This window comes from Streptosporangium nanhuense, assembly GCF_059358815.1.
Genome location: NZ_JCADBG010000016.1, coordinates 166986 through 178427, shown reverse-complemented (window position 1 = coordinate 178427; position 11442 = coordinate 166986). Strand labels below are relative to the sequence as shown.

General features: G+C 70.9%; 9 protein-coding genes. 7 read left to right on the top strand and 2 right to left on the bottom strand.

The window, feature by feature from the left end:
- Positions 1-48 precede the first annotated feature (48 nt).
- The 3 genes from AC5L38_RS28650 to AC5L38_RS28640 all read left to right on the top strand — a co-directional run bounded on the left by AC5L38_RS28650 (position 49) and on the right by AC5L38_RS28640 (position 2163).
- Positions 49-504 (top strand): hypothetical protein, encoded by a 456-nt coding sequence (locus AC5L38_RS28650; protein WP_495245933.1) that lies wholly within the window; start codon positions 49-51, stop codon positions 502-504.
- A gap of 119 nt (positions 505-623) precedes the next feature.
- Positions 624-1094: a MarR family winged helix-turn-helix transcriptional regulator gene (locus AC5L38_RS28645; RefSeq protein WP_495245932.1), complete on the top strand. Its 471-nt coding sequence runs from the start codon at positions 624-626 to the stop codon at positions 1092-1094.
- Between the two features lie 91 nt (positions 1095-1185).
- The gene (locus AC5L38_RS28640; protein WP_495245931.1) at positions 1186-2163 is read left to right on the top strand and encodes an NAD-dependent epimerase/dehydratase family protein; all 978 of its coding nucleotides are present in this window, start codon (positions 1186-1188) and stop codon (positions 2161-2163) included.
- A 40-nt stretch (positions 2164-2203) separates the two neighbouring features.
- On the opposite strand, the gene AC5L38_RS28635 is transcribed toward AC5L38_RS28640, so the two are convergent.
- On the bottom strand, positions 2204-2557 hold the full coding sequence (locus tag AC5L38_RS28635; RefSeq protein ID WP_495245930.1) for a DUF3140 domain-containing protein: 354 nt from the start codon (positions 2555-2557) through the stop codon (positions 2204-2206).
- 1435 nt (positions 2558-3992) lie between these two features.
- Positions 3993-5330, bottom strand: coding sequence for a serine hydroxymethyltransferase (gene glyA, locus AC5L38_RS28630; protein ID WP_495245929.1), 1338 nt, complete (start codon positions 5328-5330; stop codon positions 3993-3995).
- Between the two features lie 339 nt (positions 5331-5669).
- Here glyA and AC5L38_RS28625 point away from each other — a divergent pair, with 339 nt between their 5' ends.
- From AC5L38_RS28625 to AC5L38_RS28610, 4 genes are all read left to right on the top strand, one after another.
- Complete coding sequence (locus tag AC5L38_RS28625; RefSeq protein WP_495245928.1) at positions 5670-6278, top strand: TetR/AcrR family transcriptional regulator; 609 nt, start codon at positions 5670-5672, stop codon at positions 6276-6278.
- Positions 6279-6482: 204 nt separating this feature from the next.
- A complete protein-coding gene (locus tag AC5L38_RS28620; protein ID WP_495245927.1) occupies positions 6483-8216 on the top strand; it encodes an ABC transporter ATP-binding protein in 1734 nt (577 codons plus the stop codon).
- Entirely contained in the window at positions 8213-10219 is a 2007-nt protein-coding gene (locus AC5L38_RS28615) for an ABC transporter ATP-binding protein (RefSeq protein ID WP_495245926.1), read from the top strand. The genes AC5L38_RS28620 and AC5L38_RS28615 overlap by 4 nt, the downstream gene beginning before the upstream one ends.
- Before the next feature lie 283 nt (positions 10220-10502).
- The gene (locus tag AC5L38_RS28610; protein ID WP_495245925.1) at positions 10503-11363 is read left to right on the top strand and encodes an NAD(P)H-binding protein; all 861 of its coding nucleotides are present in this window, start codon (positions 10503-10505) and stop codon (positions 11361-11363) included.
- Positions 11364-11442: the final 79 nt, after the last annotated feature.

Here is an 11442-nt window from a genome sequence, read left to right as displayed (position 1 = left end):
GAGCGGGGGAAGCACCGGTCTCCCGGTACGGGAAGGTACGGTCAGCTCATGTCCGAGCGCAGCATGCCGCACGACCTCGCCGCCTGGGCGTGCCCCCACGGGCAGGACGCTCGCCGGGGTTGCACGACCTGCTACGAGGAGTCCAGCGACCCCGACACGTCGAATCCCTTCTGGGAGGTCGCCGCGTGGTTCACCACCTCGCGGCCGATCCCGATCAGAACGCTCCAGGACGCGCACCACCACGGCCGCCATTTCGCCCTCGACCAGCCGTCCACACCGCTGGTCTACCTCCTGACCGGCCGCGCCCGCGCGGGCGACAGCGTGCAGGCGATCGCGGGCGTCGTCGGCTTCCTGCTGCACAACCGGCACGTGGTGGCCGACTTCACGGTGACCGAGACCCGCGCCACCCGCCGCTCGCCCGGCACTCCCAGCAAGCCCAACGCGACCCGCCAGACGGACAAGTGGCTCCAGGACCAGCGCCGCCCCGACGGGCGCTCGCGGTGAGCGCTCCGCGCGGCGAACGGGCGAGTGCCGGCGACCTCCCGCTCCCTGGATGACAACATACGGCGGCAGTCCCTAAGCTCGACAACACCATTGTCGAAACGGCGAGCCGGGAGGCGATCGTGACGGCCGACCCGCCGGGCTTCGAGCTCCCGCTCCGGCTCTTCCTCGGCTTCCGGGTGCTCATCGACGAGCTCCACGCGGAGCTCGCCCGCCAGGGGCATCCCGACATGCGGCCGATGCACGGTTTCGTCCTGCAGGCGATCGGCCCCGAGGGCACCACGGCCGTGGAGCTCGGACGGCGGCTGGGCGTCTCCAAGCAAGCGGCGGGCAAGACGGTCGACACCCTGGAACAGCTGGGCTACGTCGAGCGAGGCTCCGACCCCGGCGACGCCCGCCGCAAGATCGTGCGGCTCACCGAGCGGGGCGTCGACAGCCTCGTCCGGTCGGCACGGATCTTCGAGGACCTGCGCGCGGGCTGGGCGAGGACCCTCGGCGAGGACCGCCTGCGCGCCCTGGAGTCCGACCTGCGCGCCGTGACCCCCCAGGACGTCTTCCGCCTCGACGTCCCCGGCTGGTTCGGCGGCCACTGACCGCTCGCGAGGGCGGACGACGCCTACCGCGACATCGCGGGGCGGCGGAGTGCGACGCGAACGCCGTGCCCGGTTGGTAACAATGGCGGGTATGCGAATCCTGATCGTCGGCGGCACCCGGTTCGTCGGCCGGCACATCACCGGGGCCGCGCTCGCGGCCGGGCACGAGGTCTCCCTGCTGCACCGCGGCCGGTCCGGCCCCGGGCTGTTCCCCGAGGCCGAGCACCTGACGGCCGACCGCGACGCCGACCTGTCCGTCCTGCACGACCGGCGGTGGGACGCGACGATCGACGTCAGCGCCTACTTCCCGTCTCAGGTGACCTCGCTCTCCGGCGCGCTCTCCACCGGCCAGTACGCCTTCGTCTCCAGCACCGCGGTCTACCGGACGCCCGAGAAGCGCGGCTTCACCGAGGACTCGCCGCTGGCGGAGACCGACGGGCCGGTCCCCGAGGAGGTGACGGACGAGACGTACGGGGCGCTGAAGGTGTTGTGCGAGCGGGCCGCGGCCGAGGCGTTCGGGTTCCCGACGCTGGTCGTGCGGCCCACGTACGTCATCGGCCCGCACGACCACACCGGCCGCTTCACCTACTGGGTCAACCGGATCGCGCGGGGCGGCGAGGTCCTCGCGCCCGGCGACCCCGGCGACCCCATCCAGGTCATCGACGCCCGCGACCTGGCCACCTGGATCGTCTCCATGGTCGAGGAGACGCGGCCGGGCACCTTCCACACGGTCAGCCCTCCCCCGCCGTTCTCCTTCGGCGACATGCTGGAGGCGATCGCGGCCGAGGTCGGACCGCCGGGAACCAGCCTGACCTGGGTCGGCCAGGACTTCCTGCTCGCCGAGGGCGAGACCGGCCGGTCGCTGCCCCTGTGGTCCGAGGGCGATCCGTGGATGTCGGTCAACACCGCCGACCCCGCCGCCGCCCGCGCCGCGGGGCTCGACCCGCGCCCCCTGGAGCGGTCGATCCGCGAGATCCGCGAGGCGGAGTCGTCCTTCTCGACGGACGCCGCCATCACCCCCGCCAGGGAGGCCGAACTGCTGTCCCGCTGGTCCGCACGCGACGCCTAGGACGGGCCCGCGGCCGCCGGCGCCCGGTCGCGTCCCGGGGTCAGCCTCCCAGCCGTGACGGCCGGAGCGGGTTGTGCCCGACCTCCAGCAACGCCCGTCGCCGGTCGTCGTCGTCCTCGTCGACCGCCCCCTCGGCCAGCGTGTCCTCGACGCGGTCGACGGCCTGCCGCATCGTCTCGACGTCGTCGGCGGTCAGGTCGGCCTTCCGCTTGCCGAGAACCTGGAGCACCTGGCGCCCGAGCGGCGGCATGGCCGCCTCGGGGCTCACCACGTCACCCCCGTTCGCCGACGCCGAGGCCAGCAGGAACGCTCTCAGCTCCTCCGACGTCATGTTCACGACCTCGTGGAACTCCTGCCACACCAGGTCGAGGATCAGATCCGACTCGTCGGCCATCGTGCTCTCCTCTCATGCCGGGCCGGTACGGCCACGCCCCGGACACGAACCGGCCACCGGCGGGAGTACGCGCGGCGGCGGGCGCACGGCCCGCCCTACCCCGGCTCACACACGGTTAACACGGGGGCCGGGGCATGGGTGGGGAAAGGACCTCCATGACCGGACGAGAGGCCGGACGAGAGCCTCCGGGCGAGAGGCCGGACGAGAGCCTCCCGGCGGGACCGTCCTGCGAGCGCACGCCCCGGCCCGGACAGCGTCGGCCACCGGCCGGGCGGTCCTCCGAAACAGAACTCTCCGGACAGGATTTCCGGAAAAGGCCATCAAAAGAGGTATGACGGCCCCAGCGGAGAGTGATCTCATGCGGCCAAAGCCGTTCAGTCGCCATTTTCTCAAATGTCAGCATTTAAGGTGAGATTCACGGAAGAGGCGGGCCGATAATTTCCATCCCGGCGTAATCCCGGCCCTTCTCTTCGGCGGCGATCCCGGACCAAGGCTTTGTCTCATGCGGGGCGAACACCCGGATATCCCTGAACTAGCGTTTTGCGTGACGTCGATTCCACATATTTCTGGAAACCGAAGTGGCGCCCTGCAGGACCAGGCGGCATGCCGGACTGACACATCAGATACATAAGGATGGAGTGACATGTTCAAGCACGTTCTCACCATCGGCACATTGGCCGCCTCCGGCCTCATCGTCGCCATGACGATTCCGGTTCAGCCCGCTGGGGCGAACACGACACCCCAGGAAGCCGCTTCGGTATCCGTACTTTCGAGTGATCCGTCCCCCGGTGGTCACCGGCAGCAGCGCTCCTCGCCCGACCGTCACCAGCCCCGCTCCTCACCGGACCGCCCGCAGCACCGATTCTCACCCGGCCGCCAGCAGCACCGACCCGAATCCGGACGCCAGCAGCACCGACCCGAATCCGGACGCCAGCACCGCCCCTCACCAGACACCCAGCAGCAACAACCCCAATCCGGACGCCAGCACTACTCCGTGCGCGGTAACCAGTACACCTGGCCCGGCAGCCCCTTCTAGTCGAGAGGTTCCGGAGCGGGGCGGTGGCCGGGGCGCCGGTCCTGTCGTCGTGCCGGATCACCGCGCCATCTCCGGGACGCGCCGAGCGGGGCGGCCAGCCGAGGCTCCGTGTTCCTACGCTCCTGTCGCCGGTCATCACATGGGGTGTGTCGCGAGGGTGTCCAGGCCGGTCGCCACGAACCGGTCTTCGACACCCTCGTCCTGTCCCGTGGCCGGTTCCGCGACGTTCGGGGAGGGGCCGGGCCGGGGTGAGCTTCGGGCTCATCACCGAGGCGTGCGCTCCGCGGGCGGGCCGGAAGCGGCCGGCCCGGCGCGGCCGACCATCGGCCGCGCCGTCACGCCGGGACTTCCCTGCCCGGACAGGGCCCTCCACGACAGGCCCGGCCGGCCGGGCTTCCCTCAGGCGGGGTTGTCCACCGTGAAGCGCACCCCGGAGAAGCGGCTCCGCCACTCGGTGACCTCCGGCGCCACGGTGCCCGGGTCGACGTTCTCGTCCAGGCCCCGGGCGATGAACGCGGCCAACTCCGGCATGTCCGCCTCGGTCATCCCCAGCCTGACGAGCTCCGGCGTACCGACGCGCAGGCCGTTCGCGTCCCCCTCGACCGGCTCCGACGGCAGGCCGATGCCGCAGGCGAGAAGGTTGGCCTCGCGCAGCCGCCGGGCGGCCCGCTGGCCGCCGCCGTAGCGGTGGGCCAGGACGGCGAACTGGTGGGAGCGGGTGCATCCGCGCTCGGCGGCGAAGACCGGGACCCCCAGGGCGAGCAGCTCGTCGGCCAGCCGCCGCGCGGTGGAGACCATCGCCCGCGCGTAGGCGGGTCCCGCGGCCTTCCAGTCGAGCATCGTCATGGCGAGCGCCGCGGTCTTGCCCGCGTCGAAGTTCGCGGTCAGCCCCGGGTAGGCGATCGCGTCGAGCCGCTGGGCCAGCTCGGCGTCGTCGGTCACGATGAGCCCGCCCGCGGGACCGCCCAGGCTCTTGTACGTGCTCATGGTGATCAGGTGGGCGCCCTCGTCGAGCGGCTGCGGCCAGACCCTCCCGGCGATCATCCCGCACAGGTGGGCGGCGTCGAAGAGCAGGCGGGCGCCGACCGCGTCGGCGATCTCGCGGATCCGCGCCACGGGGTGGTGGAACAGGTTGAGGCTGCCACCGATGGTGATCAGCTTCGGCCGTACCCGCCCGGCGAGCTCGCGCAGGGCGTCGACGTCCACCGTGTAGCCGTCGGACGTGACGGGCGCGGGAACGATCCGCAGCCCGTACAGGCCGGCCGCGCCCGGCTGGTGGTGGGTGACGTGGCCGCCGATGCTCGCCGGAGGGGCGATGATCGTGTCACCGGGCTCGCAGGTGGCCATGAACGTGTAGAGGTTCGCGAGTGCCCCGGAACCGACGCGCACCTCGGCGTAGCCCGCGCCGAACACCTCGGCGGCCAGCTCGGCGGCGACGATCTCGATCTGCTCGATCGCCTCCAGGCCCATCTCGTACTTCTCACCCGGGTAGCCCAGCGACGGCCGCGACCCGAGGTTGGCCGAGAGCAGGGCCTCGGCCCTCGGGTTCATGATGTTCGTGGCCGGATTCAGGTTGACCGACTCTATGTCGTGGATGCGGTGGTTGTCGGCCACCAGCCTTTCGATCTCGTTCTGTACCGAGGACGCGGTCTGGTCCGTCACGGCCTTCAGGACGGACTGGACGCGGTCCTCGGTGGCGGCGGGTACCCAGGGGCGATGGGCGAGAGCACGGGGCATCAGGTGGTCTCCTGGCCGACAGGCAGACGGCTGTCGCGATGACGTCATGTGTGTCTGCCACACGACGTTAGATCTCGGACGAAGCCCGGCGCATCGGGTGAAAGATGAGCTTTCTAGCTGCTTTTTCCTACATTTGCCGGAAAAAGAACCTGAACTTCCCCGGAAAAGATCACTTCTTCCACAGGGACCCCAGACACACCTCCCGACCCCGAACCGGCCGCTCCGCGAACCGTGAACGACCAGACCTCCGGGACCGCACAACCAGGCCTCCGGGGCCGTGCGCCTGGACCGATTTAAATGAGTGAGCGACTCACTCACTCCTCGGCTAGGATGCCCGACGTGACCTCGACCTCACAGCGGGCAGCTCCCCTTCCCCCCGACGAGCGGCGCGCGGCGCTCGTCGCCTCCACCCTGGCGCTCGTGCTCGCCGAGGGGCCCGACGTGAGCACCCGGCAGATCGCGCAGGCCGCGGGCGTGGCCGAGGGGACGATCTTCCGGGTCTTCACCACCAAGGACGAGCTCGTGGACGCGGCCGTGGCCAGCGCCTGCGACTCCTCCCCGATGCTGGGCGAGCTGGAGGCCATCGACCGTACGGCCCCCCTGGACGTCCGGCTCGTCGAGGCGGTCGAGATCCTGCAGCGGCGCACCGCGCGCATCTTCCGCCTGGTGGACGCGATGGGGCTGAAAGCCGTCGAGGCGAGTCGCGGCAACCAGAACCTCGCCGAGGAGAGCGCCCTCATCGGGCAGGCGCTCACCGACCTGATCGAACCCGCCCGCGAGCGGCTGCGGCTCGAACCGCGCGAGGCCGCGCGCAGGCTGCACCTGCTGACCTTCGCGTGCACCCATCCCCGGCTCGTCCAGAACGACCCGATGGCCGCCTCGGAGATCGTCTCCATGCTGCTCGACGGCGTACGCCTGCGCCCCGGCGCCCCCGAACGACTCCCCTGACCCCGGCGCCGACCCTCCGGCACCCTCGACCCCCCGCCCCGATGTCCTCCTTGACCTCAACCAAGGTTCACATCGCAGGCTGATGCCCACACCCCTGGAGGAAATCCCCATGATCCCGGTTAACGGGGCGACGGACGAGACCGGTCAACGGCCGGGTTCCCGGCGTGACGCCCCTCGCCCGGCCGTCCCACGTGAAGAGCCGTCATGCTGACCCGCCTGCTCCGCACGTACCTGCGCCCCTACTCGTGGGCGCTGACCGCCGTGGTGGTGCTGCAGCTGGTCGGCACCATCGCCTCCCTGTACCTGCCCAGCCTGAACGCCGACATCATCGACCGGGGCGTCGCCACCGGCGACACCGGCTACATCCTGTCGGCGGGCGGCTGGATGCTGCTCGTCTCCCTCGTGCAGATCGCCTGCGCGGTCGCGGCGGTCTACTACGGCTCCCTCGCGGCCATGGGGTTCGGCCGGGACGTCCGCTCGGCCGTCTTCCACCAGGTCGGCGGGTTCTCCGCCAGGGAGGTCTCCCACTTCGGGGCCCCCTCGCTGATCACCCGTGGCACCAACGACGTGCAGCAGGTCCAGATGCTCGTCGTGATGACCTGCACGATGCTGGTCGCCGCGCCGATCATGGGCGTCGGCGGCATCATCATGGCGCTGCGTCAGGACCTCGGCCTGTCCTGGCTCATGCTGGTCTGCGTCCCCGCCCTGCTGGTGTCGATCGGCCTGATCATCACCCGCATGGTCCCCCAGTTCCGCGCGATGCAGGAACGCATCGACCTGGTCAACCGGGTGCTGCGCGAGCAGCTCACCGGCATCCGCGTCGTGCGCGCCTTCGTACGGGAGCGCGAGGAGACCCGCAGGTTCGCCGAGGCGAACCAGGCGCTGACCGACACGTCGCTGCGCGTCGGACGGCTGACCGCGCTCATCTTCCCGACCGTGATGCTGATCCTCAACGTCTCCAGCATCGCCGTGCTCTGGTTCGGCGCCGCCCGGGTGGACAGCGGCGAGATGCAGATCGGTGCCCTCACCGCGTTCCTCATGTACCTGATGCAGATCCTCATGTCGATGATGATGGCCACCTTCATCTCGATGATGATCCCGCGCGCCGCGGTCTGCGCCGAGCGCATCGTCGAGGTGCTCGACACCGAGTCGTCGGTGACACCGCCCGGCGACCCCGTACGGCAGGTGAGCGGGCACGCGGAGCTGGAGATGCGCGACGTCGAGTTCCGCTATCCGGGCGCGGCGGCGCCGGTGCTGTCCGGCATCTCCTTTCGCGCGAGCGCGGGACGGACCACCGCCGTCATCGGCAGTACGGGCTCCGGCAAGACGACACTGATCTCCCTGATCCCCCGGCTGTTCGACGCCACCTCCGGCACGGTGGCGGTCGACGGCGTCGACATCCGCGACCTCGACCCCCAGACGCTCTGGACGCGCATCGGCCTGGTGCCGCAGAAGCCGTACCTGTTCAGCGGCACCGTCGCGAGCAACCTGCGGTACGGCAACCCCGACGCGAGCGACGCGGAGCTGTGGGAGGCGCTGGAGGTCGCCCAGGCCCGCGACTTCGTCGAGGCGATGCCCGAGCGCCTGGAGGCGCCCATCGCGCAGGGCGGCACGAACGTCTCCGGCGGGCAGCGGCAGCGGCTCGCCATCGCCAGGGCGCTGGTCAGCAAGCCGGAGATCTACCTGTTCGACGACTCGTTCTCGGCCCTCGACCTGGCCACCGACGCGCGGCTGCGGGCCGCCCTGCGCCCGCACACCGCCGAGGCCGCCGTCATCATCGTCGGCCAGCGGGTCTCCACCATCGCCGACGCCGACCAGATCATCGTCCTGGACGACGGCGTGATCGTCGGCCTGGGAACCCACGACGAGCTGCTGGATTCCTGCCCGACGTACCTGGAGATCGTCGAGTCCCAACTAGCCGCGGAGACCGCAGCATGAGCGACCGGCCCATGACGACCACGCGCCCGCGCCCTCCGGGCCCTCCCGCCGGAGGCGGCGGCTTCGGCCGCGGACCCATGGGGGCGGCCGGGATGCCCGCGGAGAAGTCGATGAACTTCGGGCCGTCCGCGCGACGGCTGATGCGGCGCATGCATCCCGACCGCCCGAAACTCCTGGCCGTCGTCGCCCTCGCCGTGGCCAGCGTGGTGCTGAACGTCATCGGCCCGAAGATCCTCGGCTACGCGACGGACATCATCTTCACCGGGGTGATCGGCAAGCAGCTGCCCGCCGGCACGACCCAGGAGCAGGCGATCGCCGCCGCCCGCGCGTCGGGCAACGACAACTTCGCCAACCTGCTCGCGGGGCTGGACCTCGTACCGGGCCGGGGCATCGACTTCGGCGCGCTGGGCACGATCCTGCTGTGGGTCCTGGGGATCTACGTGGCGGCGTCGGCCTTCGCCTGGATCCAGGGCTACGTGCTCAACGACGTGGTGCAGCGCACCGTGTTCCGGTTGCGCGAGGAGGTCGAGAACAAGCTGAACCGGCTCCCCCTGCGGTTCTTCGACGGCCAGCCGCGCGGCGAGCTGCTCAGCAGGGTCACCAACGACATCGACAACGTGGCCCAGAGCCTGCAGCAGACGATGAGCCAGCTGCTGACCTCGGTGCTGACCGTGATCGGCGTGCTGGCGATGATGTTCGTCATCTCGCCGCTGCTCGCGCTGATCGCCCTGGTCACCATCCCGCTGTCGATGGTCGTCACCGCGCGGATCGCGAAGCGCTCGCAGAAGCACTTCGTCGCGCAGTGGGCCCACACCGGCACCCTGAACGCCCACATCGAGGAGGCGTTCACCGGTCACGAGCTGGTGAAGGTGTTCGGCCGCCGCCCCGAGGTCGAGGAGGTCTTCAGGCAGCGGAACGAGGAGCTGTTCAAGGCCAGCTTCGGCGCCCAGTTCGTCTCCGGGATCATCATGCCGACGATGATGTTCATCGGGAACCTCAACTACGTCGCCATCGCCGTCGTCGGCGGCCTGCGGGTCGCCACCGGGTCGATGAGCCTGGGCGACGTGCAGGCGTTCATCCAGTACTCGCGGCAGTTCACCCAGCCGCTGACCCAGGTCGCCTCGATGGCCAACCTGCTGCAGTCGGGGGTTGCCTCGGCCGAGCGGGTCTTCGAGCTGCTCGACGCCGAGGAGCAGGCCCCGGACCCCGCAGTCCCGGTGCCTCCCACCGTCAGGCGGGGCCGTGTCGAGTTCGAGCACGTGTCCTTCAGCTACGACCCGGAGCAGCCTCTCATCGAGGACCTGTCCCTGGTGGCCGAACCCGGGCACACGGTCGCGATCGTCGGCCCGACCGGCGCGGGCAAGACCACCCTGGTCAACCTCGTCATGCGCTTCTACGAGCTGGACTCGGGACGGATCACCCTCGACGGCGTCGACATCACCGCGATGCGCCGCGACGACCTGCGCTCGCACATCGGCATGGTGCTCCAGGACACCTGGCTGTTCGGCGGCACCATCCGCGAGAACATCGCCTACGGCAACCCCCTGGCCACCGAGGAGCAGCTCCTGGCCGCCGCGCGGGCCACGTTCGTCGACCGTTTCGTACGCACCCTGCCCGACGGCTACGACACCGTGATCGACGAGGAGGGGAGCAACGTCAGCGCCGGGGAGAAGCAGCTGCTGACCATCGCCCGCGCCTTCCTCGCCGACCCGTCCCTGCTCATCCTGGACGAGGCCACCAGCTCGGTCGACACCCGCACCGAGGTCCTGGTGCAGCACGCCATGGCCGCGCTCCGCTCGGACCGCACCAGCTTCGTCATCGCCCACCGCCTGTCCACCATCCGCGACGCCGACCTCATCCTGGTGATGGACGCGGGACGCATCGTCGAGCACGGCACCCACGACGAGCTGCTCGCCGCCCGGGGCGCCTACCACCGCCTGTACTCGGCGCAGTTCAGCGGCGCCGTGGTCACGGACGACGAGGAGGCCACCGCCGCACGCTGAAAGCCGCGCGGCCCGGGGCCCTCCGATCCCGAGCCGCGCGGCCGTTCACCCGGTCGGGCCCGCCGCCGGTCGGGAGGCCACTCGGGCGGCGGCCCGCCGGGAGCCTGACGCTCCCCTCACCGGAGATCCGTAGCCGCCGCCCCACCGGATTGGCCGGATCCCGGGAAAACATCGGCCACCCCCGGTTCGCCGTGGCGGGCACCGCTCCTCCTTTCCTCCTTGACCTCGACCAAAGGTGAGGTTGCAGGCTGGTCGGGACATCCCATCGACGGAGGAGATTCGCATGATCCTGGTCACCGGAGCGACCGGCAAGGTCGGCGGGCAGGTCGTTTCCCAGCTTCTCGACGCGGGCGTCGCCGTGCGCGCGCTGTCCCGCGATCCCGCGTCCGCCACCCTCCCGGAGGGCGCCGAGGTCGTACGCGGCGACCTGGCCGACCCCGCCACGCTGGACGGCGCCCTGGACGGGGTCGAGTCGGTCTTCCTCGTCTGGCCCACCCTCTCGGCCGACCACGCGGCACCCGCGACCATCGAGGCGATCGCCGAGCACGCCCGCGGCATCGTCTACCTCTCCTCGCAGGGCGTCCCCGACCAGGCACCGGGCACGCCCGAGGTGGACCCGAACTCGATCCTCGGCTCCCACGCCCTCGTGGAACGGCTGATCGAGCGGTCCGGGCTGGAGTGGACGTTCCTGCGGCCCGGCGGGTTCGCGGCCAACACCCTGATGTGGGCCCCGCAGATCCGGGACACCGGGGTCGTCCGCTGGATCCACGGAGCCGCCTCAAGGGCGCTGATCCACGAGCGGGACATCGCCGCCGCCGGGGTGAGCGTGCTCACCGGCACCGGCCACGCCGGGGCGAGATACGTGCTGAGCGGTCCCGAGCCCCTGACCCAGATCGAGCAGGTGGCCGCCATCGCCCAGGCCGTCGGCCGGCCGATCCGCTGGGAGGAGCTCCCGCCCGAGATCGCGCTGCGCGGGCTGCTCGACCAGGGCTGGCCACCCGCGGCGGCGGAGGAGATGATCGGCGCGTACGCGCAGATGGTGACGGCCCCCGAGCCGTCCACCTCCACGGTGGAGGAACTCACCGGGAGGCCGGCCACCCCGTTCCGCCGGTGGGCGGCCGACCACGCCGACGACTTCCGCTGACGCGCCCGACCGGAGATCCGCCTCTCTCACGAGCCCTCTTGTCAGGCACTCCCTGACAGCGTAGATTCACGGCTAGCCG

What these genes read in the sequence shown, in the direction of transcription:
- AC5L38_RS28615 (WP_495245926.1), top strand. Translation starts at nt 8,213, where the DNA reads ATGAGCGACCGGCCCATGACGACCACGCGCCCGCGCCCTCCGGGCCCT.
- AC5L38_RS28620 (WP_495245927.1), top strand. Translation starts at nt 6,483, where the DNA reads ATGCTGACCCGCCTGCTCCGCACGTACCTGCGCCCCTACTCGTGGGCG.
- AC5L38_RS28635 (WP_495245930.1), bottom strand. Translation starts at nt 2,557, where the DNA reads ATGGCCGACGAGTCGGATCTGATCCTCGACCTGGTGTGGCAGGAGTTC.
- AC5L38_RS28640 (WP_495245931.1), top strand. Translation starts at nt 1,186, where the DNA reads ATGCGAATCCTGATCGTCGGCGGCACCCGGTTCGTCGGCCGGCACATC.
- AC5L38_RS28610 (WP_495245925.1), top strand. Translation starts at nt 10,503, where the DNA reads ATGATCCTGGTCACCGGAGCGACCGGCAAGGTCGGCGGGCAGGTCGTT.
- glyA (WP_495245929.1), bottom strand. Translation starts at nt 5,330, where the DNA reads ATGCCCCGTGCTCTCGCCCATCGCCCCTGGGTACCCGCCGCCACCGAG.
- AC5L38_RS28650 (WP_495245933.1), top strand. Translation starts at nt 49, where the DNA reads ATGTCCGAGCGCAGCATGCCGCACGACCTCGCCGCCTGGGCGTGCCCC.